The organism is uncultured Zoogloea sp. (assembly GCF_937894855.1).
In the GTDB taxonomy this organism is placed as follows: domain Bacteria; phylum Pseudomonadota; class Gammaproteobacteria; order Burkholderiales; family Rhodocyclaceae; genus Zoogloea; species Zoogloea oryzae.
Window position 1 is genome coordinate 16631 of the sequence record NZ_CALAYQ010000010.1, and the last position, 25184, is coordinate 41814.

The 25184-nt window shown below is 68.3% G+C and carries 20 protein-coding genes; 11 read left to right on the top strand and 9 right to left on the bottom strand.

From position 1 onward, the window contains the following. Window positions 1-33: 33 nt before the first annotated feature. The 8 genes from Q0672_RS00780 to Q0672_RS00815 form a co-directional block, all read right to left on the bottom strand. Window positions 34-1572: a SpoIIE family protein phosphatase gene (locus Q0672_RS00780; protein ID WP_298618774.1), complete on the bottom strand. Its 1539-nt coding sequence runs from the start codon at window positions 1570-1572 to the stop codon at window positions 34-36. A 103-nt stretch (window positions 1573-1675) separates the two neighbouring features. Continuing rightward, window positions 1676-2587 carry a response regulator gene (locus Q0672_RS00785; protein WP_153160026.1) on the bottom strand — a complete coding sequence of 304 codons (912 nt, stop codon included), beginning with the start codon at window positions 2585-2587 and terminating at the stop codon, window positions 1676-1678. Between the two features lie 5 nt (window positions 2588-2592). Continuing rightward, entirely contained in the window at window positions 2593-5826 is a 3234-nt protein-coding gene (locus Q0672_RS00790) for a PAS domain S-box protein (protein ID WP_298618775.1), read from the bottom strand. Window positions 5827-5961: 135 nt separating this feature from the next. Next, on the bottom strand, window positions 5962-6186 hold the full coding sequence (locus tag Q0672_RS00795) for a DUF2892 domain-containing protein (protein WP_298618776.1): 225 nt from the start codon (window positions 6184-6186) through the stop codon (window positions 5962-5964). Then, complete coding sequence (locus Q0672_RS00800) at window positions 6183-9440, bottom strand: efflux RND transporter permease subunit (RefSeq protein ID WP_298618777.1); 3258 nt, start codon at window positions 9438-9440, stop codon at window positions 6183-6185. The genes Q0672_RS00795 and Q0672_RS00800 overlap by 4 nt, the downstream gene beginning before the upstream one ends. A 3-nt stretch (window positions 9441-9443) precedes the next feature. Further along, window positions 9444-10403: an efflux RND transporter periplasmic adaptor subunit gene (locus Q0672_RS00805; RefSeq protein ID WP_298618778.1), complete on the bottom strand. Its 960-nt coding sequence runs from the start codon at window positions 10401-10403 to the stop codon at window positions 9444-9446. Window positions 10404-10576: 173 nt separating this feature from the next. Then, window positions 10577-11419 (bottom strand): ATP-binding protein, encoded by an 843-nt coding sequence (locus Q0672_RS00810; protein ID WP_298618779.1) that lies wholly within the window; start codon window positions 11417-11419, stop codon window positions 10577-10579. 22 nt (window positions 11420-11441) lie between these two features. Further along, a complete protein-coding gene (locus tag Q0672_RS00815) occupies window positions 11442-11828 on the bottom strand; it encodes a CbiX/SirB N-terminal domain-containing protein (RefSeq protein ID WP_284187185.1) in 387 nt (128 codons plus the stop codon). A gap of 217 nt (window positions 11829-12045) precedes the next feature. On the opposite strand from Q0672_RS00815, the gene Q0672_RS00820 reads away from it, so the two are divergent. Beyond that, window positions 12046-12873, top strand: a complete 828-nt coding sequence (locus tag Q0672_RS00820) for a peptidoglycan DD-metalloendopeptidase family protein (RefSeq protein ID WP_298618780.1) — start codon at window positions 12046-12048, stop codon at window positions 12871-12873. On the opposite strand, the gene tcdA is transcribed toward Q0672_RS00820, so the two are convergent. Continuing rightward, window positions 12848-13636: a tRNA cyclic N6-threonylcarbamoyladenosine(37) synthase TcdA gene (gene tcdA, locus Q0672_RS00825; protein ID WP_298618781.1), complete on the bottom strand. Its 789-nt coding sequence runs from the start codon at window positions 13634-13636 to the stop codon at window positions 12848-12850. The two genes, Q0672_RS00820 and tcdA, sit on opposite strands and share 26 nt — an antisense overlap. An 86-nt stretch (window positions 13637-13722) precedes the next feature. On the opposite strand from tcdA, the gene Q0672_RS00830 reads away from it, so the two are divergent. From Q0672_RS00830 to Q0672_RS00875, 10 genes are all read left to right on the top strand, one after another. Next, the gene (locus tag Q0672_RS00830; protein WP_298618782.1) at window positions 13723-14379 is read left to right on the top strand and encodes an HAD family hydrolase; all 657 of its coding nucleotides are present in this window, start codon (window positions 13723-13725) and stop codon (window positions 14377-14379) included. 78 nt (window positions 14380-14457) lie between these two features. Continuing rightward, window positions 14458-15042 (top strand): hypothetical protein, encoded by a 585-nt coding sequence (locus Q0672_RS00835; protein ID WP_298618783.1) that lies wholly within the window; start codon window positions 14458-14460, stop codon window positions 15040-15042. Window positions 15043-15141: 99 nt separating this feature from the next. Beyond that, entirely contained in the window at window positions 15142-15918 is a 777-nt protein-coding gene (rfbF, locus tag Q0672_RS00840) for a glucose-1-phosphate cytidylyltransferase (RefSeq protein ID WP_298618784.1), read from the top strand. After that, the gene (rfbG, locus tag Q0672_RS00845; protein WP_298618785.1) at window positions 15903-16970 is read left to right on the top strand and encodes a CDP-glucose 4,6-dehydratase; all 1068 of its coding nucleotides are present in this window, start codon (window positions 15903-15905) and stop codon (window positions 16968-16970) included. Before rfbF ends, rfbG begins: the two co-directional genes overlap by 16 nt. Beyond that, on the top strand, window positions 16967-18340 hold the full coding sequence (gene rfbH / locus Q0672_RS00850) for a lipopolysaccharide biosynthesis protein RfbH (RefSeq protein WP_298618786.1): 1374 nt from the start codon (window positions 16967-16969) through the stop codon (window positions 18338-18340). The genes rfbG and rfbH overlap by 4 nt, the downstream gene beginning before the upstream one ends. After that, complete coding sequence (locus Q0672_RS00855) at window positions 18337-19830, top strand: N-acetylneuraminate synthase family protein (protein ID WP_298618788.1); 1494 nt, start codon at window positions 18337-18339, stop codon at window positions 19828-19830. The genes rfbH and Q0672_RS00855 overlap by 4 nt, the downstream gene beginning before the upstream one ends. Window positions 19831-19835: 5 nt before the next feature. After that, complete coding sequence (locus tag Q0672_RS00860) at window positions 19836-21674, top strand: thiamine pyrophosphate-binding protein (protein ID WP_298618790.1); 1839 nt, start codon at window positions 19836-19838, stop codon at window positions 21672-21674. Window positions 21675-21727: 53 nt separating this feature from the next. Beyond that, a complete protein-coding gene (locus Q0672_RS00865) occupies window positions 21728-23398 on the top strand; it encodes a radical SAM protein (protein ID WP_153160010.1) in 1671 nt (556 codons plus the stop codon). 14 nt (window positions 23399-23412) lie between these two features. Then, on the top strand, window positions 23413-24558 hold the full coding sequence (locus tag Q0672_RS00870; RefSeq protein WP_153160009.1) for a class I SAM-dependent methyltransferase: 1146 nt from the start codon (window positions 23413-23415) through the stop codon (window positions 24556-24558). After that, complete coding sequence (locus Q0672_RS00875; RefSeq protein WP_153160008.1) at window positions 24555-25076, top strand: NUDIX domain-containing protein; 522 nt, start codon at window positions 24555-24557, stop codon at window positions 25074-25076. The genes Q0672_RS00870 and Q0672_RS00875 overlap by 4 nt, the downstream gene beginning before the upstream one ends. Window positions 25077-25184: the final 108 nt, after the last annotated feature.

Consider the following 25184-nt stretch of genomic DNA (forward strand, 5'->3'; position numbering starts at 1 on the left):
CGGCCCTGCGCCGCGCCGCCCGACGGCGGGGGCTTACACGGCGCAGTCGAGGATCAGCACCGAGACGTCGTCGCCGGCGGCCTGGCGCCCCAGGTGACGGCTGAGCGCCTGACGCAACCGGCTGACCCGACCACTGCGCGGCGAGCCCTGCAGCGTCGCCTCCAGGCCACGCATCCCGAAGGCTTCGCCGCTGGTGTTCTCCGCCTCGGTGAGGCCGTCGGAACACAGCACGATCTGCGACACCTCGCTCCAGACGAACTCCTCGTGGCTGATCCCCGCTTCTTCCGAAGGGAGGATGCCCAGCGGCAGCTGGCGGGAGATGAAGCGCTGCACCACCTTGCCGCCATCGTCGATGCGCAGCACGTCGGGCACGCCGCCCACCCAGATCTGGCCCTTGTGGGTGCCCGCCTCGAGGCGCACCAGCGATGCGGCCACGAAACGCCCCTTGGGCAGCAGGCCGCACAGCAGGCCGTTGAGTTCGGTCACCAGCTCGGTGAGTGACTGGTTGGCCGCGGCGCCCCGGTAGAAGGCGCCGAGGGCCGGCAGCACGCTCACCGCCGCCGCCAGGCCGTGACCGGTGGCGTCGGCCAGCATGGCGTAGAGCGCCCCCTGGGGCGAGCGGGCCACGGCCACCACGTCGCCGGAGAAGTTGCGCGCGGGCATCACCGCGTACTGCACGGCGCCGTCGCGCAGCCAGTCGCTACGCACCTGGCGCTCCATGATCGCCATGGCGAGCTCCTGCTCGCGCTCGGATTCGTCGTGGTAGCGCTGCAGCCGCGCCGCGTCCTCGGCCAGCTGGCGCTGGATGCGGCGCATCTCGGAGACATCGCGCACCACGCCGATGAACATCCGGCGGTTGGGCAGGGTGATGTCGGAGACACCCAGCTCCAGCGGAAACTCGGTGCCGTCCTTGCGCACGCCGGAGAGCTCGCGGATCTGGCCGACCACGTGCTTCTCGCCGGTGCTCAGGTAGCGGCCAAGGTATTCGTCGTGCTTGTCCCGGTGGGGGTTGGGCATCAGCATCCGCAGGTTCTGGCCGACCAGCTCGTTGGCGGTGTAGCCGAAGATCTGGGTGGCAGAACGATTGACGGAGAGGATCGTGCCCTTCTCGTCCGCCGAGATGATCCCGTCGATCACGCCGTTGGCCACCGCGCGCACCTGCTCCAGCGATCCGGCGAGCCGGCGCTGCATGTCGAGCAGCCGGCGCAGGGCCTTGAAGCGGGCGGCAAACACCGGGAACGACAAGGGCTTGGCCAGATAGTCGTCGGCACCGATCTCCAGGCCATGCACGATGTCGCCCTCGCCCGACAGGGCCGACAGGATGATGATTGGCACCCAGTGGTCGTCGGCCATTGCGCGGATCTGCTTGATGGCCTCGAAGCCATCCATGCGCGGCATCATCAGGTCCATCAGGACCACATCGGGGGATTCCATGCGGAACAGCTCGACCGCTTCGACACCGTCGGTGGCGTAGATCGGCGTGCAGTTCAGGTGGGCGAGGAAAGCCCCCACGATGGTTCGGTTGGATGCAATATCGTCTGCGACGAGCACCCGGAGTGGATTTTCAGCCATCAGCAGCACTCTACCGTTGGCAGGCAGCGGACGCTCGCCGCCGCCTGGAAGTTCGATCGGGGGCACGCCTCGCGGCATGCCGGATTCCGGTTCGTCGGGGCCATTACTGGCTGGCCGCCTTGTCGCGGTGCACCCGGGGCACGGTCACGATGACCACGTTGCCGGGCGGAATGTAGGTCAGGCTCGAGAACGACAGCTGGCGCGACAGGGCGATGCCCCGGCCATTGGGCGCGAAGGCCCGCTCCGGGTCGAAATCGAGGAAGCGCCGCCAGTCGAAGCCCGGGCCATCGTCGGAGATCTCGAAAACCCAGCGGTCCTCATCGCGCAGGACGCGCAGCCGCACCACCCGCTTCTGGTTCTCGGGCAGCGCGAGCCGTCGATCCACTTCGTCTTCCCAGCGGTCGGCCTCGCGCAGCCGGCTCTTCTCGGCAAAGTCGATGCCCAGGTTGCCGTGCTCGATGCCATTGACCAGCAGCTCGGACAGGCCCATCGCCAGGGTTTCCGGCTGCGGGCCAAGAAGGGCCACGAAGGAGGCGAGCTTGTGGGCTTCGTCGAGGGTGCGGATGACGAACTCGCCCTCGCCCAGGAAACCCAGCGCCACCGCGTGATCGGCCAGGTTGGCGCTCAACTCCCGGCGGGTCCGCATGTCGTCGAGGGCCGAGCGGATGATGGTCTGCAGGGCCTCGCCCTCGAAGGGCTTGGTGAGGTAGTAGAAGGCGCCGGCGGCCAGGCCTTCGCGGATCTGCTCGGGCGAGGTGGCCGCAGTCTGCATGATCACCGGGATCGAGTGCAGGCGCTGGTCGGCCTTCATGCGGGTGAGCACCTGGATGCCGTCCATGCCCGGCATCATGCGGTCGAGCAGGACCAGATCGAAGGTGGAATCGGGCTGTTCCAGCTCGGCCCACGCGGCCTCGCCGGACTCGACCATCACCAGCTCGAAATCCATCCCGTCCAGGTATTCAGCCACGATGTCGAGATTGAACGGCTCGTCATCCACGACCAGTATCTTTGCCATGCTCATCAAGCTTCTCCCTGTGCCGCAAGGGCGGGCGCCATCTCTTCGGTCCGGCCCAGGGCCGGCAACTCGACGATGAACTCCGCTCCGCAGACGGCATTGTTCCGGGCCGTGATACGCCCGTGGTGGGCCTCGACGATCTCGTGACAGATCGCCAGGCCGAGTCCCGTTCCGCCCGCGCCCGTCCGGGTGCGCGAGCTTTGTACAAACTTGTCGAAGACCAGCTCCAGTTCGCTGGCCGGAATCCCCACGCCTTCGTCGGACACGCCCAGGACAAGCGCCGGCCGGGCATCGGGCAGCATGCCCGTCCCAAGCCGGACGCGGATTGTCCGCCCCTCCGGCGTGAACTTCACCGCATTTGAAAGCAGGTTACGGACCACCTGCCCGATCCGGGCCCGATCGCAGCGGCACAGGGGCAACGCCTCATCCACCGACAGCTCGATGGACTGCCGCCGGGCCTGGACCAGCAGGTCAAATTCGGCGATCACCTCCGACACCACCTCGGACAAGGCGCCGGTTTCCAGGTTGAGCACCATCTGCCCGGCTTCCAGCTTGGAGAGATCGAGCAGATCATTCACCAGCAACAGCATCCGCTCGCCGGACAGGCGGATGCGGCCGAAGTAGTTGCGCAGCTTCTCGTGCCCGGCGCTGGCCACCCGGGTCTCGCCCAGCTTGGCGTAGCCGAGGATGCCGTGCATCGGGGTGCGCAGCTCGTGGGACATGTTGGCAAGGAAGGCCGACTTGGCCTCGTTGGCGGCTTCGGCGGCATCCTTGGCGGCCTGCAGATCCTTGGTGCGCTCATCCACCAGCGTCGCCAGATTGAGGTTGTGGTCTAGGATCTGGGCCTCGCGCGACTTGGCGTCGTCGATGTCGGAATGGGTGCCGATCATGCGCAGCGCGCGGCCGTCGGCATCCCGCTCAACCACCAGGCCCCGCACCAGCACCCACTTGTAGCGCCCCGATCTGGCGCGCGTCCGGACCTCCATGGCGAGCATCGGCGATTCGCCCTTGAGATGAATGCGCCGGGCCTCCAGCAAGGCGGGCAGATCTTCCGGATGGACCAGCGCAGCCCAGCTGGCGTGGTCATCGGGCAGCTCGTCCACCGCGTAGCCGAGCATGGTCTTGCAGCGGTCGGAGCGGAACACCCGGTTCTCGGCGATGTTCCAGTCCCACACCCCGTCGCCGGCGCCGTCGAGGGCGAACTGCCAGCGCGCCTCGCTCTCCCGCAGGGCCAGCTCGGTTTCCTTCTGGTCGGTCATGTCGCGGATGACCACCAGCGCGCCCCCTGTTGGCACCATGCGCAGCCGGGCCTCGAAATGGCGCAGGCGATCGGCGCCGCGCCGGGACGAATACTCCAGCCGCTGCAGCTGGCCGCTGCGCCCCGCGGCATGCACCGCATTGAAGAAGGCCCGGGCCGTGCGGGCCGACAGCACTTCATCGAGCCGCTTGCCCATGAAGGCTTCCGGCGGCACCGTCAGGTCCGGCTTGTCGGCGTGGTAGCGCACGATGCGCATGTCGCCATCGAGCTGAAAAAGCATGTCAGGCATGGCGGCGATCAGCGATTCGTTGGTGGCATTGGCCTCCTGCACGGCCCGCTGCTCCCGCTTCCGTTCGGTCACATCCTCGACGACGATCCAGCGGTGGGAGCCATCGCTGCCGCCCACGACGGTCGTCATCACCATCACCGGCACCCGCTTCCCGCTGCTGTGGAGGAGCTCCTTCTCATAGGCCTTGCCCCGGGCACCGAGGCAGGCATCCACCACCGCCCGGGCATCCCGCGCCGCGTATTCGGCGGGGGTGAGCAGCGGCGGCTGGTCGCAGCACAGCTCATCTTCACTGTAGCCGACGATCCGGCAGAATTCCGAGTTGGCCTGCAGATAGCGCCCCTTGCCGTCCACCATGGCCATGCCGAGGGAGGCGTGGCGGTACAGCGCGTCGAGCCGGGCGTGGGAATCGATCACTTCCTGCTGGGCGCTGCGCAGCCCGGTCACGTCGGCGATGGCGCCGGCGGTGCGCTCCGGCCGGCCACCGGCGTGGAACTCGGTCTTGCCGGCCACGTGGAACCAGCCCACGCTGCCATCGATCCGGGTCACCGGCAACACGCTGTCGAGGGCGCCCTTGCCGGCCAGGTGGGTCCGCAACGAGATCAGGAACTCCCGCCGGATCGGCCCGGCCTGCCATTCCCAGATGCCTTCCTCGGTGGCGGAAACCGCCAGCTCGAAACGCATCTGGCTGGCCCGGTATTCGGAAGTCATCAGATCGGCCAGCTCGCGGGCACGCTTCTGCTGCCCCGACAGGCTGGCCAGCAGAAACGCCAGCAGGCCGCTGCCGGCCACCCCGCCCAGCGCCACCAGAGACGAGACCTCGATCAGCTCGGCCGGCGGCAGCGCCGCCAGGGACAGGCGCCACACCCGCCCGCCAAAGCTGGCGGTGCGGACTTCGGCCAAGGACGCGGTGGCGTCGCCAATTGTGTTGTAGAGCAGCGCCGGATCACTGCTGGACACATCGTCGACGCGCACCCGATAGCCGGCGATGGCCGACTCGGCGAGCCCGTCGAACATCCGGTTCACATCGATCCCGAGGCCAACCAGACCATCCTGGGCCTCGCTCGGACTCAGGTCGTCAGCCGAGCGGGCAACCCGATAGAGCATCACGGCGGCACCGCGCTGGGCATCCCCCAGCGCGCGCATGGCGATCGGCTCGGTCATCGCCATGCCGTCAAGACGCAGCGCGTCGTCGATGGCCTGGCGGCGCAGCGGCTCGGAATAGCCGTCGTAACCAATGGCCCGCGTGGTCTGGGCATCGAGCGGCCACACATAAACCACCGGATAGGTCACCCCGGCGCGGGCAGCGTCGGGCGGCGGCGTAATGCGGATCTCCCGCTCGTAGGCCGCCGACAGCAGCGCCTCGACCGCCGGCACCCGGGCGGCATCCACGCGCCGTACCAGCCCGATCGCCACGACCTCGGGCAGGGTCTCGGTGGGCTTGAGGCCGGCTACGTAGGTTTCGAATTCGCGCTTCTCGACGAGATTCTGGGCCGAGAACAGGCCGGCGACCCCGCGCAGGATGAAATCCACCTTGCCCAGGCGTTCGTTGAGCTGATGCACCAGCCGGTCGGCCGCCGCCGCATGATGGGCCTTTTCGAGATCGCGCTCGTGGTCGCGCAGATGGGCCCACACCAGCGCAGTGATGAGCATCCCCAGCGCGAAGGCCGCAACGAACCAGCGGCCCTCCAGCAAAGGCGATGAACCCTGTGAGCGGAGGGCCCGGTCAAATCTCGAGAAAGGAGGGTGTCGCGGGCTCATTGCCCGAGGTGAACGGCCCCGCGCCATAAAGCTTGAGGGCTCGCCTCAAGCTTTGTCATAGGGGCTGGATCAGGCGCAGCCAGTGCTGTCCTTCACGCCAAACTTACGCAGGATGTTCTCGAGCGGACAGAAGCGCGTGAAGCCGCTCTGGAACAGATTGACCCCCACGAAGGCGGTGAACCACAGGAACTTGCTGTTCACGAAAAGCGGGCTTCCCTCCACGCCGAGGGCCAGCGAGATCATCACGAAAGCGCCGGCAAAGATGCGCACGAACTGGTTGACGGTGAGCTTCATGAGACTTCTCCTTCGGTTGCGGCGCGCCGCTTGTGGGTGGCCGCGTAATACAGGACGGGAATGACCACCAGGGTCAGCAGGGTGGACACCAGCACGCCAAACACCAGGCTGATCGCCAGCCCGTTGAAGATCGGGTCGTCGAGGATGAACAGCGCGCCGATCATCGCCGCGAGGCCGGTGAGGCCGATGGGCTTGGCGCGCACCGCGGCGGCGTGGATGGTGGCCTCTGCGAAGCTTGTGCCGGCTGCCACCTGCTGGTCGATGAAATCCACCAGCAGGATCGAGTTGCGCACGATGATCCCCGCCAGCGCGATCATCCCGATCATGCTGGTGGCGGTGAACTGGCTGCCGAGCAGCGCGTGGCCCGGCATCACGCCGATGATGGTGAGCGGGATCGGCGCCATGATGATGAGCGGCACCAGATAGCTGCGGAACTGCGCCACCACCAGCACGTAGATCAGCACCAGGCCCACGGCGTAGGCGGCGCCCATGTCGCGGAAGGTCTCGTAGGTGATCTGCCATTCGCCGTCCCACTTGATGGCGTAGGCGGCGTAGGGGTCGTCGGGCTGGTGGATGAACCACTCGCCCAGCACGCCCGCCAGCCCCTCGCCCACCAGCGGCAGGTCCTTCACCTTGCTGCGGATGTCGAACATGCCGTAGAGGGGCGAATCCAGCTTGCCGCCCATGTCGCCGGTCACGTAGACCACCGGCAGCAGATCCTTGTGGTAGATCACCTGCTCGCGGCGGGTGGGCTGCACCTGCACCAGCTCCGACACCGGCACCAGCGCGCCGCCGGCCTCCGGCGCACGCGCGCGGACCTTCATCTGGAGGATCTGCTCCACCGACGACAACCGCTCCGGCGGCAGAGTGAGGCGCACCGGCAGCTCGTACTTGTTGTCGCCGCCATGCACCGGGGTGACGTTCTCGCCACCAAGACCAAGGCGCACTACCTCGACGATGTCGGCCTGGGCCACGCCGAGGCGCGCCGCCTTGGCCTGATTGACCCGCAGCACCAGCTTGGGCGCAGCCTCGTCCACGGTGTCGTCCACGCCCACGATGTCCGGCGTCGATTCAAAAGCCTTGCGCAGGGTGCCCGCCACCGCCACCTGGCCGGCGTAGTCCGGGCCGTACACCTCGGCCACGATGGGCGAGAGCACCGGCGGGCCGGGGGGCACCTCGACGACCTTGGCGTTGCCGCCGTGCCTGAGGGCGATGGAGGCCACCACGTCGCGCACCGACACCGCGATCTCGTGGCTCTTGCGGCTGCGCTTGTGCTTGTCCACCAGATTGACCTGGATGTCCCCCATCTCGGGCAGGGCGCGCAGGTAATACTGGCGCACCAGCCCGTTGAAGTTGATCGGCGCAGCGGTCCCGGCGTAGGTCTGGAAGTCGGTCACTTCATCGACCTTCGCCAGCTCGTCGCCGATCTCCCGGAGCACCTCGGTGGTCGTTTCGACAGGCGTGCCCACCGGCATGTCGAGCACCACCTGGAACTCGCTCTTGTTGTCGAAGGGCAGCATCTTGAGCACAACCAGCTGCACCACCGCCAGCGACACCGACAGGGCAATCGCCAGCACCACGCCCAGCCACAGCTTCATCCGCGCCCGGCCGCCGGTTTTGGGGTCGAGCAGCGGCGTCATGATGCGGCGGAACAGGGCTTCGAGGCGCCGGGTGAACTTGTCCGGCCCGTGGTCGACCGCCATCGCGCCATGCCCGCCGCCGGCCATCAGCTTGCCCGCCAGCCACGGCGTGACGATGAAGGCCACCGCCAGCGAGATGAACATGCCCATCGACGAGTTGATCGGGATCGGGCTCATGTACGGCCCCATCAGGCCTGACACAAAAGCCATCGGGAGCAGCGCCGCGATCACCGTGAAGGTGGCGAGGATGGTCGGCCCACCGACTTCATCCACCGCCTTGGGGATCAGCTGCCACAGGGGCGTGGCCGGCTCGAGCGTGTGCCAGCGGTGGATGTTTTCCACCACCACGATGGCGTCGTCCACCAGGATGCCGATGGAGAAGATCAGCGCGAACAGCGACACCCGGTTGAGGGTGAAGCCCCACGCCCACGAGGCAAACAGCGTGGCCGCCAGGGTGAGCGTGACCGCCGCACCGACGATCACCGCTTCGCGCTTGCCCAGTGCAAAAAACACCAGCAGCACCACCGCCGAGGTGGCAAAAACCAGCTTGCCGATCAGCTTGTCGGCCTTCTCGGTTGCAGTGGCGCCGTAGTTGCGGGTCACCGTCACCTCGACGCCGTCGGGCACGATGCTGCCCTTGAGCTGCTCGATCCGACGGATCAGGCCGTCGGCCACGTCGGCGGCGTTCTCGCCGGGCTTCTTGGAGATCGACAGCGTCACGGCCGGGAAGCGCTCGCCGCTGGCGGCGGCATCCCCGCCGCCCTTGCCGAGGGCATGCCACACGTAGCGCGACGGCTGGTCCGCTCCATCCACCACCGTGGCCACGTCGGCCATCGTCACCGGCTTGCCGCCAGAGACGCCCACCACCAGCCGGCGCACGTCGTCGGCGCTCTCGATATAGGTGCCGGTCTGCACCAGCACTTCCTGGTTCTGGTCGATCAGTTTGCCGCTGGGCTGGGACGCGTTGGCCAGCAGCAGCGCACCTTTCAGGTCTTGCGGCGTGAGGCCATAGGCGTTCATCCGGCCCGGGTCCATCAACACCCGCAGCACGTGGTCCGGGCCACCGATGGTGCTCACGTCCCGCGTGCCCTTGACGCGCTTGAGTTCCACTTCCACCGCGCGGCCCACCTGCTGCAGGTCGAAGGCCGAGCGGGCCGGATCACGCGTCCACAGGGTGAGCGCAACGATGGGCACGTCGTCAATGCCCTTGGGCTTGACGACCGGCTCCGCCACGCCCAGCTCGGGCGAGATCCAGTCCCGGTGGCTGTGGATGGTGTCGTACAGGCGCACGATGGCGTCCTGGTTCTTCACCCCCACCTTGAACTGCACGGTGATGATCGCCATGCCCGGGCGCGACACCGAATACACGTGATCCATCCCGGCGATGCGCGACAGCACCTGCTCGGCCGGGCGGGCGACCAGCGCCTCCACGTCCTTGGCCGAGGCGCCGGGAAAGGCCACCATCACGTCGGCCATGGTCACGTCGATCTGGGGCTCTTCTTCCTTGGGGGTGACGAGGGTGGCGAAGATGCCCAACAGCATCAGCACCAGGGCGAGGAGCGGGGTGAGCGCGTTGCGCTGGAACAGCGCCGCAATACGGCCAGAGATCCCCATGGCTCAGCGCGCCTGACGAAGCAGACCGGCGCGCACCGGATCGAGGGCGACCAGTTCGCCGCCGTTGAGCCCCGCCAGCACCTCGACGCTGCCATCGGCGAGCGGGCTGCCCACCCGCAGCTGGCGCAGGCTGAAACCGCCCTTGCCGTCCGCCACGTAAACACCAGTGATCTCGCCCCGGCGCAGGATCGCCCCCGCCGGCACCGCCAGCCGCGGCGCATCGCCGACCACGAAATGCACCCGCGCCGCCATGCCCGGCACCACGCCGGCAGCGTCGGCGGGCAGGCTCACCCGCACCCGCGCGGTGTGGGTGCGCGGATCGGCCGAAGGCAGCACGACGATCGCCGCCGCATCCAGCCAGAGGCCGCTCTCGGGGAATTCCACCTTCGCCTTGAGGCCGGCCTTGCCCAGTTCGGCAAGGCGCGACTGGGGCACATCCACCACCGCGCGCAGACCGCCGGGTTCGTAGATCGTCATCAGCGGACGGCCCGGCTGGGCCATCTCGCCGGCTTCGGTGAGGCGCTGGGCGACCACCCCGTCGATGGGCGAAGTCACCGTCGCAAACCCGCGGGAGGCATCCACCTGAGCCCGCGCCGCCTCGGCCGACTTGTGCTGGGCCGCGGCAGAATCGAAGGCCGCCTGGGCCTGATCCACCGCCGCGGCGCTGATGAAATTGCGTGCCTTCAGGCTACGGGTGCGTTCAAGGCTGGCCCTGGCCTCGACCACCCGGGCCTGGGCCGCCGCCACGTTGGCGGTGGCCGCCGCCACGGCCTGATCGGCCTCGCGGGTGTCGATGCGCATCAGCACGTCGCCACGGCGCACCCGGGCGCCGGCATCGACCCGCGCCTCCAGCACCCGCCCCTGCACCTGGGCGGCCACGGTGGCCTGACGGATCGCCTCGATGGTCGCCTCGCTGGCGTAGGTCTGAGCGTGGGCCTGCAGGCCGATGCGCACGGTGGGCACGTCGGCCGTCGTCGGGACGGCAGGAGCTGCGACAGGAGACAGCGCCAGCACTGCCGCGAGCAGGCCGGACGCACCGGAAAGACGGAGAGAAGTGTATAGGAACATAATATAAGAATACGCTTATATTATGTTCCGTCAAGCCGGCGGGGCCTCCCGCCGGTCAAACTGCGGCCTCAGGCCGCCAGATCGAGTGCAGCCAGCCGGCGCACCACCCCTTCCACGCAACGACCGCCTTCGAGGAAGACCAGATCGGGGAAGGCCAGCATCCGGGCAATCGCGATGCCGCGCCCATGGGGCTCGACGGAGCGCGCCGGATTGAGGTTGAGATAAGGCTCCGGATCGAAGCCGTTGCCCTGATCGCGGATCAGGAAGCGTACTTCCCGCGGGCGCAGCTCCACCCGCAGGTAGGCAAAACGTTCGAGATAGGCCGGCGTGTCGAGCAGGCGCTCGACCTCGTTACGCCACGCGCCACAGCTCATCAGCTCGCCCTTGCGCACGAAGCCCAGCCCCAGGTTGCCGTGCTCCACGGCATTGAGCATCAGCTCGGAAAGGGCGATCTGCACCATCTCGGATTCGGGGCACAGCCCCGCCACCAGCTGCGACAGGCCGGTGACGTCCTCCAGGGTGCGGAACGGGAAATAGCCGCCCGCCGGCGCGCTCACGCCGCCCCACGGCAGGGCCAGCGCCGCCACCAGCGCCTGACGCTCGAACGGCTTGACCAGGAAACCCGACACCGTGGCGTACAGCCCGGTCTCCACCGCCAGCAGATCCTCGGCCTCCAGCAGCAGGGTGACCTGCACGCCGGCATCCTTGAGCACGGCCAGCAGCGCGAGCGAGCACTCGTCCGACGACACATCGACGATCACCCGATCGCCGAGCGTCAGTTCGTCCGTGAGGCGCACGCACGCCTCGAGACAGGCCAGCGACCTGCACGCGTACCCGGCCGGCGCCAGCCAGGCCTCGATCTGCCCTGCCAACTGGGGATTGTCCCCCACCAGCCAGATGCGACTCGCCATCGAACCCCAGACCTCCCCTGTCTCAGTCGGCCGACGCAACACCGCCAGCCCCCGCCGCATAAACCGCCATCGCCTGCACCACCCCGGCATCCTCGCCGACGGCCGTGACCAGCTCGATCCGGCACGCCGGATGCTTGGCCTGCACCGCCTCGATCAGCGCCGGCACGTCGCGCTTCAGGTGCCCGCCCTGGGCCAGGAACAGCGGCACCACGCGCACCACTTCCGCACCCGAGGCCGCCGCCGCTTCCACGGCCTCGGCCAGGGTCGGCGTCATCAGCTCGAGAAACGCCACGCTGACCAGCGTGCCCGGACGCAGCCGACGCACCTCCTCAGCCACCCGCTGGGCCGGCAGGGCCCAGATCGGATCACGCGCCCCGTGGGCAAACAGTACGATTGCTTCCTGCGACATCCATCACTCCCGCGTCTGGCCGGCTTGCCGGCACAGACCATCGATCAACCTGACCGGCCCTTTCGGACCAGCATCAAAGGGCGACAACGCCCTCTCTGGAAGCAGACCAGTCTTTACAAGATGTTAAACCGTGCAAAGGCTTGTCCATGCTCAAATCCGCGTTCCCGCCCAACTTCCTGCAGCCGCGTGTGAAATAGTCCCGGTTGCCACTGAATTCATGACTAAAGTTATAGCCCTCATTGCCGCCGCCACATCGCTGATCGCCAATGCCCACGCCGGGTTCCGGCCCGAAGCGGTGCCCGGCGGTGTCGCCGAGATCCATGTCGCCCCGGCCGGCTCGCCGCGCCCCGAAGTGCGCTTCGGCGGGCGCCCGGTTCTCCTCCAGCAACAGCGCGACGGCTGGCACGCGCTGGTCGGCCTGTCCCTCGACACCCCCGTCGGTGACCAGACCCTCGAAGTCGGCCCCGAAGGCCAGGCCCGCAGCCTGAGTTTTCCGGTGATGCCCAAGGCCTATCCGGTCCAGAAGCTCACCATCAAGAACCCCAAGATGGTCACCCCCGACCCCGCCGACGTGGCGCGCATCGACGCCGAGCGCAAGCGCCAGATGGACATCCGCAGCCAGTTTCGCGACGTGCCGGTGCCCCGCGCCGACCTCACCCTGCCCGCCGAAGGCCGCCTGTCGAGCCGCTTCGGCCTGCGTCGGGTGTTCAACGGCGAACCCCGCGCGCCCCACACCGGGCTCGACGTGGCGGTGCCCACCGGCACCCCCATCCGCGCCCCCGCCGACGGCGTCGTCACGCTGGTGGACGACCTCTACTTCAACGGCAAGACGGTCTTCGTGGACCACGGCCAGGGCTTCGTCACGATGGTCTGCCACCTCAGCGACACCACGGTGACACCCGGCCAGCCGGTGCGTCGGGGCGAGGTACTGGGCCAGTCGGGCATGAGCGGCCGCGCCACTGGCCCGCACCTGCACTGGAGCGTCTATCTCAATGGCGCAGCGGTGGACCCGGCGCTCTTCATTGCTCCGCCGCCAGCGCGTTGATCGCCCGAGCCGCGGCAAACATCCCGACGCAGGCCGTCACCGTGACGATCGATCCGAAGCCGGCGCAGTTGAGGCCGGCCGGCCCGGAGGCGGGCAGCTCGCAGGCGGCATCGGGCGCGGGATAGCGCAGCGGCTCCGTGGAGAACACCGCCTCCACGCCAAATTTCTTCTTCGGGTCACGGGTAAAACCGTGGCCCTTGCGCAGCTGCCCGCGCACCTTGGCGAGCAGCGGGTCCTGGATCGTCCGCGACAGATCATCAACGCGGATCTGGGTCGGATCGATCTGCCCGCCCGCCGCGCCGCAGGTCACCACCGGCACACCCGCGCTGCGGCAGAAGGCGATCATCGCCACCTTCACGCGCACCGAATCGATGGCGTCGATCACGTAGTCGAAGCCGGCGCCCAGCACTTCGGCGCAGTTATCCACGGTCACGAAATCATCCACCACCGCCACCTGGCAGGCCGGGTTGTAGCCGGCGATCCGCTCGCGCATCGCCTCCACCTTGGCCTGGCCGAGGGTCGCGTCGCTGGCATGGATCTGGCGGTTGATGTTCGACTCCGCCACGTGGTCCAGGTCGATCAGCGTGAGCCGGCCCACGCCGCTCCGGGCCAGCGCCTCCACCGCCCACGAACCCACCCCGCCGATGCCCACCACGCACACATGCGCCGCCGCCAGCCGGGCCCGACCGGCATCGCCGTAGAGTCGGGCAAGACCGCCAAAGCGGCGGGCGTCGTCGGGCGTGGAGAGATCGGAGTTTTCCATGGCGGCAGAACGGAAGGGCGGAACGAGCGCGCAAATATACCCGAGCGCGCGATAATCACGACCGCCTTCCCAACGCCTCCATCGCCATGCCCCGCTACAGCCACATCCTGTTCGACCTCGACGGCACCCTCATCGACTCCGCCCCGGCCATCCTCGCCAGCTTCCGCGACGCCTTCGCCCGCGCCGGCCTGACGCCGGTCATCCCCATCGACGACAGCATCATCGGCCCGCCGCTCACCGAAACCCTGCAGCTGCTCGCTGGATCCACCGACGCTGCGCTCATCGACCGCCTCGCCGACGGCTTCAAGGCCAGCTACGACACCGAAGGCTACAAGGCCACCGCCCCCTACGCCGGCGTCGGCGAGATGCTCGCCAGCCTCAAGGCGGCCGGGCTCAGCCTCGCCATCGCCACCAACAAGCGCATCCACCCCACCCGGCTGATCCTCGACCACCTGGGCTGGCTGGGGCATTTCGACCACATCTACGCCCTCGACCTGTTCTCCCCGCGCCTGCCCCACAAGGCGGCGATGATCGGACGGCTGCTGGCCGACCACGAGATCCCGGTGGCCACGTCGATCTACATCGGCGACCGCAGCGAAGACGGCGAATCCGCCGACGCCAACCAGCTGCCCTTCCTCGCCGCCACCTGGGGCTACGGCAGCATCGCGCCCGAAGAAATGCCGCCCCACTGGCGCGCGGTGGGCACGCCGGACGCCATGCTGGCAGCGCTGCTCGCCGACTGAATCCGAATAGCATTACCGGCGGAGATTCGCTAGACTTGCATGCTTTGCAAATATTTGCAGATTCCCGTGCAGCTCACGATGACCCGCTTCAGACTCAACCGCCCCGCCTCCGCGCTCCTCGCCACCCTGCTCCTCGGCCTCGTGGCCAGTGATCCTGCCGACGCCCGGCGCGTCGGCGGCGGCCGCAGCAGCGGCATGAGCCGCGCGACCAGCGTCACCGAAGCCCCGCTGCGCCCCGTCGCCGTGCGCAGCACCACCATCCAGGGCGCCAGCGCCCAGGCCGTGCCGGCCACCGCCAGCCACTTTCCCCTCCAGGACATCGGCCGGGAAAGCGCCTTTCTGATCCGCCGCGCCAACCTCGAAGCCCAGCAGCAACAACGCCTTCAGGCCGCCAACCGCCGCATCAGCGGCAGCGAGGCCGCGGTCCCCGTCGATGGCGGCGCCGAGCCGCTCGCGCCGGTCGTCAGCGCCCCCTTGCAGGTGCCCACCGCCGCCCTGCCCACGGTCCGCGCCGTGCGCAACAACGCCGAGCCCGACTTCAACCGCTTCACCGCCCTGCCGGTCATGGCCGCCGCCTGCGAGATCAAGCCCGTGATGCGCGACGACGACTACATCGCCTGCGGCGCCAATCCGCCCGAATCCCCCATGGGCAACCGGCGCTGATCCCGCGCCGGAAGAATAACCCCCTCTTTTCCCCCCTGTTCCGCCCTAAGCCCCTCCACCGCCACGCATAACATCGTCCCCATCCTTCATGGAGCGACGATGAAAGCCGTGATTCTCGCGGGTGGCCTCGGCACCCGCATCAGCGAAGAGACCGTCAACCGCCCGAAGCCGATGATCGGCATCGGCGGTCGGCCCATTCTCTGGCACATCATGAAGATCTACTCAGCCCACGGCATTCACGACTTCGTGATCTGCTGCGGCTACATGGGCTACGTGATCAAGGAGTACTTCGCCAACTACTTCCTGCACATGTCGGACGTCACCTTCGACATGACCAACAACCGCATGGAAATCCACGAGCGCCACGCCGAACCCTGGCGCGTCACCCTGGTGGATACCGGCGACAGCACCCAGACCGGCGGCCGCCTCGCCCGGGTGCGCCAGTACGTGCAGGACGAAGACGCCTTCTGCTTCACCTACGGCGACGGCGTGGCCGACATCGACATCAGCGCCGAGATCGACTTCCACAAGGCCCACGGCAAGCTCGCCACGGTGGCCGCGGTGCAGCCCCCGGGCCGCTTCGGCGCCCTCAAGATCAAGAGCGGCGGCTGCGTCAGCGCCTTTGTCGAGAAGCCCCTGGGCGACGGCGGCTTCATCAATGGCGGCTTCTTCGTGCTGTCGCCCAAGGTGCTCGACTACATCGACGAAGGCGACCAGACCATCTTCGAAGGCCCGGTGCTCGCCCAGCTCATCGCCAGAAAGCAGCTCGCCGCCTTCCAGCACACCGGCTTCTGGCGCCCGATGGACACCCTGCGCGACAAGACCCTCCTCGAAGAACTCTGGCAGAGCGGCGAGGCGCCATGGAAAACCTGGTGACCCCCGCCTTCTGGCGCGGCCGGCGGGTCTTCCTCACCGGTCACACCGGCTTCAAGGGCGGCTGGCTCGCCCTGTGGCTGCAGGAGCTGGGCGCCGAGGTCCACGGCTTCGCCCTCGCCCCGGCCACCGACCCGGCCCTCTTCGACGTGGCCGCCGTCGGCCGCGGCATGCACTCCACCATCGGCGACGTGCGCGACTACCCGGCGCTCCTCGCCGCAATGCAGGCCGCCCAGCCCGAGATCGTCTTCCACCTGGCCGCCCAGCCGCTGGTGCCGCTGTCCTACGAAACCCCGGTGGACACCTTCGCCACCAACGCCATGGGCACCGTCCATCTGCTCGAAGCCTGCCGCCACGTGGCCGGCATCCGGGCGATCGTGGTGGTCAGCAGCGACAAGTGCTACGAAAACCGCGAGCAGCTCTGGGGCTACCGCGAGACCGACCCGATGGGCGGCCACGACCCTTACTCGGCCAGCAAGGGCTGCACCGAGTTGATCGTCGCCAGCTACCGGCGCGCGTTCCTCGCCGCTGCCGGCATCCAGCTCGCCAGCGCACGCGCCGGCAACGTGATCGGCGGCGGCGACTGGACGCCCAGCCGGCTGGTGCCCGACGTGCTCGCCGCCTTCACCGCCGGCGAGCCCGTCACCCTGCGCAGCCCCGGCGCGATCCGCCCCTGGCAGCACGTGCTCGAACCCCTCTCCGGCTATCTGCAGCTCGCCGAGCGCCTGGTGGACGAAGGCGCCGCCTTTGCCGACGGCTGGAACTTCGGCCCCGACGAAACCGACGCCCGCAGCGTCGCGTGGGTCGTGCAGCAACTCGCCGAAGGCTGGGGCCCCGCCGCCCACTGGGCCAGCGCCGCCACGCCCCAGGTGCACGAGGCCCACACCCTCAAGCTCGACTGCACCAAGGCCCGCGTCCGCCTGGGCTGGCGCCCCCACTGGCGGGCCGACGAAGCCGTGGCGCGCAGCCTCGCCTGGTATCAAGCCAGGCAGAACGGTGCCGACATGCACCGCTACACCCTCGACGAAATCGCCGCCTTCGGAAGCAACTCATGAGCATCATCCGCCAGACCCTCACCCCCGGCGCCGACGGCAGCCTGCAGCTGGATCTCTCCGCCCACCCCGAGCTCGCCGGGCAGGATCTCGAAGTCATCGTCCGCCCCGCCCGCGCCGCCGCCGCGCCCCGCGACTGGCGCCCGGGCATCGACCCGGTGCCGCCCTCCGGCAAGGTGGTCGGCGACCCCGAGAAGGACGCGATGATCGACGCGGCCCTCGACGCCTGGCTCACCACTGGCCGCTTCAACGACGCCTTCGAGGCGCGCCTCGCCGAGTTCGTCGGCACCGCCTACGCGCTCACCGTCAATTCCGGCTCGTCGGCCAACCTGGTGGCCTTCTCCACCCTCACCTCACCCAAGCTGGGCGAGCGTGCCATCCGCCCGGGCGACGAGGTCATCACCGTTGCTGCCGGCTTTCCCACCACCGTTAACCCGATCATCCAGAACGGCGCGGTGCCGGTGTTCGTGGACGCCACCCTGCCCGGCTACAACATCGATGTGGCCATGCTCGAAGCCGCGCTCTCACCGCGCACCAAGGCGGTGATGATCGCCCACACCCTCGGCAACCCCTTCGACCTCACCGCCGTCTGCGCCTTCTGCGAAGCCCACGGCCTGTGGCTGGTGGAAGACTGCTGCGACGCCCTCGGTTCCACCTGGAAGGGCCGCAAGGTCGGCACCTTCGGGCATCTGGCCACGCTGTCGTTCTACCCGGCCCACCACATCACCATGGGCGAAGGCGGCGCGGTGCTCACCAGCGACCCGAGCCTGCGCCAGATCGCCGAATCCTTCCGCGACTGGGGCCGCGACTGCTGGTGCAAGCCCGGCTGCGACAACACCTGCGGCAAGCGCTTCGGCTGGCAGCTGGGCAGTCTGCCGCCGGGCTACGACCACAAGTACACCTACAGCCACATCGGCTACAACCTCAAGATCACCGACATGCAGGCCGCCTGCGGGCTGGCCCAGCTGGATCGGCTCGACGGCTTCATCGCCGCCCGCAAACGCAACTTCGCGCGGCTCACCGAGGCGCTCGCCGACGCGCGGGATTTCCTCGTGCTGCCCGAAGCCACGCCCGGCAGCGATCCGTCGTGGTTCGGCTATCCCATCACCCTGCGCCCCGAGGCCGGCGTCAATCGCGTCGACCTCCTGCAATACCTCGATCAGCACAAGATCGGCACCCGCCTGCTGTTTGCCGGCAACCTCGTCCGCCAGCCCTCGATGGCCGGACGCAACTTCCGCGTCGTCGGCGATCTGCCGGTGGCCGACCGCATCATGCGGGACACCTTCTGGATCGGCGTGTGGCCGGGGCTCACCAGCGCCCAGCTCGACTACACCGCCAGCCACATCCGCACCTTCCTCGGAGTCGACCTATGACCAAGCCCCTGATGGTCTATGAAATGGCCAACAACCACATGGGCGACCTGCCCCACGGCATCGCCACCATCCGCGCGATCCGCGAGGCCTGCCGCGGCTTTGAAGACGACTTCGACTTCGCCTTCAAGCTCCAGTACCGCGACCTGGACACCTTCATCCACACCTCCGCCCGCGGCCGTGACGACATCAAGTACGTCAAGCGCTTCGAGGAAACCCGGCTCTCCGACGACGCCTTCCGCGCCCTGGTGGCCGAGATGGACGCCCAGGGCTTCATCACCGTGTGCACGCCCTTCGACGAGAACTCGGTCGGCCGCATCGAAGCCCACGGCATCCACACCATCAAGATCGCCAGCTGCTCCTTCACCGACTGGCCGCTGCTGGAGCGCATCGCCGCCGCCGACAAGCCGGTGATCGCCTCCACCGCCGGCGCCACGCTCGATGAAATCGACAACGTGACGAGCTTCTTCCTCCACCGGGGCAAGGATCTCACCCTGATGCACTGCGTGGCCGAATACCCCACGCCCGACGAAGCCCTGCAGGTCAATCAGATCGAGCTGCTGCGCGCCCGCTACCCGGGCGTGCGCGTGGGCTACTCCACCCACGAATCGCCGGACAACACCTTCGCCGTGGGCCTCGCACTGGCCAAGGGCGCCAGCGTGTTCGAGAAGCACGTGGTGCTGCCCACCGACAAATACGCCGCCAACGCCTACTCCGCCAACCCGGATCAGATCCGCGCCTGGCTTGAAGCCTGCCGCCGCGCCCGCGCCATCTGCGGTAGCCACGAGCGCTACCAGCCCTCCGCCGGCGAGCGGGCCAGCCTGCATTCCCTGCGCCGGGGAGTCTTCGCCACCCGCGACATCCCCGCCGGCAGCGTGATCGCCGCCGACATGATCGAGTTCGCCTTCCCGCCGGTGGAAGGCCAGGTCACCGCCAACGAGTGGTCCAAGTACGCCCGCTTCGTCACCTGCGAAGCCATCCCCGCCGGCCAGCCGGTGCGCCACGCCCAGGTGGACGAGACCCAGCTGCGCGGCCAGGTGCTGGAGATCGTCACCGCCGTGAAGGCGCTGCTCAAGGCCGGCAACGTGGTCGTGCCTGGCAAGTCCGATCTGGAGATCTCCCACCACTACGGGCTCCCGCGCTTCAACGAGTTCGGCCTGACGATGGTCACCGTGGTGAATCGCGAATACTGCAAGAAGCTGCTGGTGATGCTCCCCGGCCAGACCCACCCGGAGCAATATCACCAGAAGAAGGAAGAGACCTTCGTCGTCCTCCACGGCCACCTCACCCTATGGCTCGACGGCGAGGAGCGCGAGGCGCAGGCCGGCGACGTCATCACCGTCGCCCGCGGCGTGAAGCACACCTTCAAGACCACCGATGGCGTGGTGTTCGAGGAGATCTCCTCCACCCACGACAAGCACGACTCCTACTACACCGACCCGGCGATCGCGGCCAACCCCAGCCGTAAGACCTGGCTCACCTACTGGATGTAAGCCCGATGACGATCCGCGTTGCCGACTGGATTCTGCGTCGCCTGGCCGACGAGGGCATCCGCCACGTCTTCATGCTGCCCGGCGGCGGCGCCATGTACCTCAACGACGCCGTCGCCTGCGAACCCAGGCTGGCCGCGGTGCCCTGCCACCACGAGCAGGCCGCCGCCATCGCCGCCGAGGCCGCCGGCCGAACCGGCAACGCCGGCAACCCGGACTTCGGCGTCACGATGGTCACCACCGGCCCCGGCGCCACCAATGCCATCACCCCGGTGGCCGGCGCGTGGATCGATTCGGTGCCCATGCTGGTGCTCTCCGGCCAGGCCAAGCGCCCCGACCGCCTAGCCGGCCGCCCGATCCGCCAGGGCGGCGTGCAGGAGGTGGACATCGTCCCCATCGTCCGCCCGATCACCAAATACGCCGTCACGCTGGACGACCCGCAGATGGTGCGCGTCCATCTCGAGCAAGCCCTGCACCTGATGAAATCCGGCCGCCCTGGCCCGGTGTGGATCGACGTGCCCCTCGACGTGCAGGCCGCCCCCATCGACCCGGCCACCCTGCCCGGCTGGACGCCGCCGGCGACTGAAAGCGCCCCGGCGCCCGACCTCGCTCCCGTGCTGGCGATGCTCGCCGAAGCGAAGCGCCCGCTCATCCTCGCCGGCCACGGCGTGCGCCTCGCCGGTGCCGCGGATGCCTTCCGCCAGCTCGTCGACCGCCTGCAGGTGCCCGCCGTGCTCACCTGGAACGCGCTGGACCTGCTGCCCTACGACCACCCGCTCAACATCGGCCGCCCCGGCGTGGTCGCCGCCCGCGCCGCCAACTTCGCGGTGCAGAACTGCGACCTGCTGATTGCCATCGGCGCCCGCCTCGACATGATCGTCACCGCCTACAACCCCAAGGGCTTCGCCCGCGCCGCGCGCAAGGTGGTGGTGGACGTGGACGCCCATGAGCTCGCCGACAAGGCCGCGATGGCCATCGACCAGCCCCTGGCGATGGACGCCGGCGACTTCATCCGCGCCCTGCAGGCCGCCGCCACGCCCGGCGACACCGCCGACTGGCGCGCCCGCTGCACGAGCTGGAAGGCCCGCTACACCCAGAACGAAGGCCGCGTCTTCCCGCCGTCCGGCCCCATCGGCCACGCCCATTTCGTCGAGGCGCTGTCGGATGCCGCACCCGAGCACACCCTCATCGCCACCGGCAGCTCCGGCCTCGCGGTGGAGTTCTTCTACGCGGGATTCCGCAACAAGCCGGGCCAGCGCAGCTTCCTCACCTCCGGCCTCGGCGCGATGGGCTACGGGCTGCCGGCGGCCATCGGCGCCTGCCTCGGCAACGACCGCCAGCCCATGCTGGCCGTGGAATCCGACGGCAGCCTGCAGCTCAACCTGCAGGAACTCGCCACCCTCGCCGGGCTCCAGCTCCCGATCTGCCTGTTCATCATGAACAACGGGGGCTACGCCTCCATCCGCAACACCCAGCGCAACTACTTCAACGGGCGCTACGTGGGCAGCGGCCCGGCCTCGGGCCTCACGATGCCGGATCTCGAAAAGCTCGCCGCCGTGTATGGCCTGCCCTTCATGCGCATCGACGACTGCGCCAGCCTCGCCGACGCCCTGGCCCGCGCCCAGCAGCTGCCGCGCCCCTGCCTGATCGACGTGCAGCTAGTGCCCGACGAGACCCTGCAGCCCAAGTGCGCCGCCATCCCGCGGGCCGACGGCTCCATCGTCTCGATGCCGCTGGAAGACATGAGCCCCCTGCTGCCCCTCGAAACCCTCAAGGCCGAGATGATCGTGCCGCTACTGCCTGCTTCACTCGAGGCTCCGCGACCGCCCGCGGCCGCGGAGGCCTGACCCCGTAACGACAACAACGACAACGATCGACCCAACCCCAGCGAGGTGACGCCATGACCCGGATCCTGTTCATCGTTCCGCCCAATCTGCCCTTCGACAAGTACGTGAATCCTGCCGACAACACGCGCCACGTCCCAAAGGCGGACGGACGGATGTACGGCAACCTCGCCACCGACATGCCCCTCGGCATCATGTCGATGAGCGCCTACCTCAAGGAAAACACCGAGGCGCTGACGATCCAGCTCATCGACTTCAACATCGAGCTCAACGCCCTCGACCGCTTCGACGCGGCAAGCTTCGACGAGTACTTCAGCGCCACCCTCGCCGAACGCTACGCCGACTTCCAGCCCGACATCGTCGGCATCTCGTCGTTGTTCACCCCCTCGTACCACAACCTGCTCGCCCTCGGACGCAGTGCGCGGGCCTGCTTCCCGGACGCGCTGGTGATCGCCGGCGGCAGCGTGCCGTCGAGCATGTACCGGCAGATCTTCCGGCAGTGCCCAGACTTCGACGCCCTGTGCTACGGCGAAGGCGAGAAGCCGCTGCTCGATCTCGTCCGCGCCACCGACCGCCGTGCCTACATCGCCGCCAGCCCGTCGTGGATCACCATCGACAAGATCCTGCGCGGCGAACAGTTTGCCCACGACTTCATCGACAACCTCGACGAACTGCCTTTCTACGATTACGAGCTATGCGAGTTCGAGCGCTACGGGCTCAACCCGGCGCTCACCGCCTACGCCGCCATCGAAGACAAGACCAACAACTTCCACGTGATGACCTCCCGTGGCTGCCCGTTCAAGTGCACCTTCTGCGCATCCCACCAGGTGCATGGCCGCAAGATGCGCTACTACAGCCTCGAGCGCGTCCGCGCCGACTTCGAGCGCCTGCGCGACCAGTACGGCGCCCGCACCCTTGTCGTCCAGGACGACCACTTCATGGGCGACAAGGAACGCGCGCGGGCCATCGTCGACATGATCGGCGAGATGGGCATGACCGCCGTGTTCCAGAACGGCCTCGCCCTTTACGCACTCGAACGGCCGATGCTCGAGGCCATGCACCGGGCCGGCGTGTACCACCTGATGCTGTCCATCGAATCCGGCAGTGCGCGGGTGCTCAAGGACATCATGAAGAAGCCGCTCAAGGTGTCGATCGCCAAGCGCGTCGCCGCGGACTGCCGGGAGCTCGGCATCTACACCAACGCCAACATCCTCATCGGCCTGCCCGGCGAGACCAAGCAGGACATCGAGGACACCCGCCAGTTCCTGCGCACCGTCGACGCCAACTGGTTCATCATCTTCGCCGCCGCGCCGCTCGTGGGCAGCGAGATGCACGAAATCTGCGAATCCAAGGGCTACCTGACGGAAGGCTACATCGGCCAGGACTATAAGAGCGCCGTCGTCGAGACCGAGGACTTCAGCGCCGAGTACATCCAGGAACAGATCTATCTCCTCAACCTGGAACTGAACTTCGTCCATAACGCGGACATGCGCCTGGGCGACTACAGCAGCGCACTCAAGGGACTCCTCAACGCGATCCGCGCCAAGAGCGACCACGCCTTCGCGTACTACTACGCGGCCCGCTGCTTCACGCAGCTCGGCGATCACGACCGCGCCGCCCAGTACCACGCCAGGGCCGTCGAGTTCTTTGCCGCCAGCACCTTCTGGCAACGCTACCGAGACCACTTCGGGCTGGTCGTCGAGCCGGCCGTCGCCCTGGCCGCCTGAGCGGAAGCCCCACGATGCCCGCCACGGCCTGCCGGCTCTGCGCACAGCCGCTGTTTCCTGAAGCGCTGCTCGTCCAGCGCGACATGCCGGCGGCCGCCCAGGGCCTGCCCACCGCAGATCAGCTCGACACCGACCTGGGCGTCACGCTGGCGCTCCACCAGTGCAGCGGCTGCGGCACCGTCCAGCTCGTCGCCGAGCCAGTGGCCTACTGGCGTGACGTGATCCGCGCCGCCGGCATCTCCGCCGAGATGCGCGCCTACCGGCTCGAGCAGTTCGGCCGCTGGCTGGCTGAACACGGCCTCCAGGGCCGCAAGGTGCTCGAAGTCGGCTGCGGCCGCGGCGAATACCTGAGTCTGCTGCGGGAAGCCGGCGCCGACGCCTCCGGCATCGAACACCTGCCCGCCTCGGTGGCGGCCTGCCACGCCGCCGGGCTGCCGGTGGTCGAAGGCTTCATCGACGGTCCCGACACCCGCCTTGCAAGCGCCCCCTTCGACGGCTTCGCGATCCTCAACTTCCTCGAACACATCCCCACGGCCCACCTCACCCTGCGCGGCATCGCCGCCAACCTGGCCGATGGCGCCACCGGGCTCGTCGAGGTGCCCAACTTCGACATGATCCTCACGGCCGGTCTGTTCGCCGAGTTCATCCCGGATCACCTGTTCTACTTCACCCGCCAGACCCTCACCACGCTGCTGGAATCCAACGGCTTCGAGGTGCTCGACTGCAGCCCCGAATGGCACGACTACGTGCTCTCGGCCACCGTGAAGAAGCGCCGCCCGCTCGATCTGACGCCGCTTGCCGCCTGCCAGGCCGGGCTCAAGGCGAGCTTCGACGCCTTCCTCGCCCCGTTTGCCGCCGGCCGGGTGGCGATCTGGGGCGCCGGCCACCAGGCCCTGGCCCTCGTCAGCCTGATGGAGCTCGCTCCGCGCATCCGCTACGTGGTCGATTCCGCCCCCTTCAAGCAGGGCCGCTTCACCCCCGCCACCCACCTGCCCATCGTCGCGCCTGAGCGTCTGGCCGATGGCGAGGTGGACGCGGTGATCGTGCTCGCCGCCAGCTACTCCGACGAAGTCGCGCGCATCCTTCGCGAGCGCCACGGCAACCGCTTCACCGTGGCCGTGCTGAAGGGCAACCGCCTCGAAACCGTGATCGCCCCATGACCACACCAACTCCAGACGCCATCCACGAGGCCATTGCCACCCTGCGTTCCGCCGTCGGCCCTTCCGCCCGCGGCGGACTTCCGGAAGAGATCTTCCTCTTCGCCAGCAGCCTCATGCCGATGATCAACGTCGACCTGCTGATCCGCGACGACACCGACCGCACGCTGCTCACCTGGCGACACGACGCCTTCTATGGCCCAGGCTGGCACGTACCGGGCGGCATCATCCGTTTCAAGGAATCTGCTGCCAACCGCATTGCCGCCGTGGCCCAGGGCGAACTCGGCACCAAGGTGAACTTCGACAGCACACCACTGGGCATCTTCGAGATCACCAACCCGAAACGCGACGTGCGCGGCCACTTCATTTCGCTGCTGTACCACTGCACCCTTGCAGCACCACCAGATGATGCCCGCCGCTTCGATCCGTCGAATCCCAGGGTTGGCGACTGGGCCTGGCACAGCGGAGCCCCGAACGACCTGATCGTGCAGCAGCACATTTACCGCCCCTATTTCGACTGACACTGAAGGCGGCCCCATGCCCCCCCTCGATATCATCGTCACCACCTACAACGGTGCCCATCACCTCAACGACTCCCTGCGCTCGATCCGCAACCAGAGCTACCGCGA

Excerpts from the sequence above, each read along its gene's own strand:
- Q0672_RS00780 (WP_298618774.1), bottom strand. The coding sequence starts at position 1,572 with ATGGCTGAAAATCCACTCCGGGTGCTCGTCGCAGACGATATTGCATCC.
- Q0672_RS00785 (WP_153160026.1), bottom strand. The coding sequence starts at position 2,587 with ATGGCAAAGATACTGGTCGTGGATGACGAGCCGTTCAATCTCGACATC.
- Q0672_RS00795 (WP_298618776.1), bottom strand. The coding sequence starts at position 6,186 with ATGAAGCTCACCGTCAACCAGTTCGTGCGCATCTTTGCCGGCGCTTTC.
- Q0672_RS00800 (WP_298618777.1), bottom strand. The coding sequence starts at position 9,440 with ATGGGGATCTCTGGCCGTATTGCGGCGCTGTTCCAGCGCAACGCGCTC.
- Q0672_RS00810 (WP_298618779.1), bottom strand. The coding sequence starts at position 11,419 with ATGGCGAGTCGCATCTGGCTGGTGGGGGACAATCCCCAGTTGGCAGGG.
- Q0672_RS00815 (WP_284187185.1), bottom strand. The coding sequence starts at position 11,828 with ATGTCGCAGGAAGCAATCGTACTGTTTGCCCACGGGGCGCGTGATCCG.
- Q0672_RS00820 (WP_298618780.1), top strand. The coding sequence starts at position 12,046 with ATGACTAAAGTTATAGCCCTCATTGCCGCCGCCACATCGCTGATCGCC.
- tcdA (WP_298618781.1), bottom strand. The coding sequence starts at position 13,636 with ATGGAAAACTCCGATCTCTCCACGCCCGACGACGCCCGCCGCTTTGGC.
- Q0672_RS00830 (WP_298618782.1), top strand. The coding sequence starts at position 13,723 with ATGCCCCGCTACAGCCACATCCTGTTCGACCTCGACGGCACCCTCATC.
- Q0672_RS00835 (WP_298618783.1), top strand. The coding sequence starts at position 14,458 with ATGACCCGCTTCAGACTCAACCGCCCCGCCTCCGCGCTCCTCGCCACC.
- rfbF (WP_298618784.1), top strand. The coding sequence starts at position 15,142 with ATGAAAGCCGTGATTCTCGCGGGTGGCCTCGGCACCCGCATCAGCGAA.
- rfbG (WP_298618785.1), top strand. The coding sequence starts at position 15,903 with ATGGAAAACCTGGTGACCCCCGCCTTCTGGCGCGGCCGGCGGGTCTTC.
- rfbH (WP_298618786.1), top strand. The coding sequence starts at position 16,967 with ATGAGCATCATCCGCCAGACCCTCACCCCCGGCGCCGACGGCAGCCTG.
- Q0672_RS00855 (WP_298618788.1), top strand. The coding sequence starts at position 18,337 with ATGACCAAGCCCCTGATGGTCTATGAAATGGCCAACAACCACATGGGC.
- Q0672_RS00860 (WP_298618790.1), top strand. The coding sequence starts at position 19,836 with ATGACGATCCGCGTTGCCGACTGGATTCTGCGTCGCCTGGCCGACGAG.
- Q0672_RS00865 (WP_153160010.1), top strand. The coding sequence starts at position 21,728 with ATGACCCGGATCCTGTTCATCGTTCCGCCCAATCTGCCCTTCGACAAG.
- Q0672_RS00870 (WP_153160009.1), top strand. The coding sequence starts at position 23,413 with ATGCCCGCCACGGCCTGCCGGCTCTGCGCACAGCCGCTGTTTCCTGAA.
- Q0672_RS00875 (WP_153160008.1), top strand. The coding sequence starts at position 24,555 with ATGACCACACCAACTCCAGACGCCATCCACGAGGCCATTGCCACCCTG.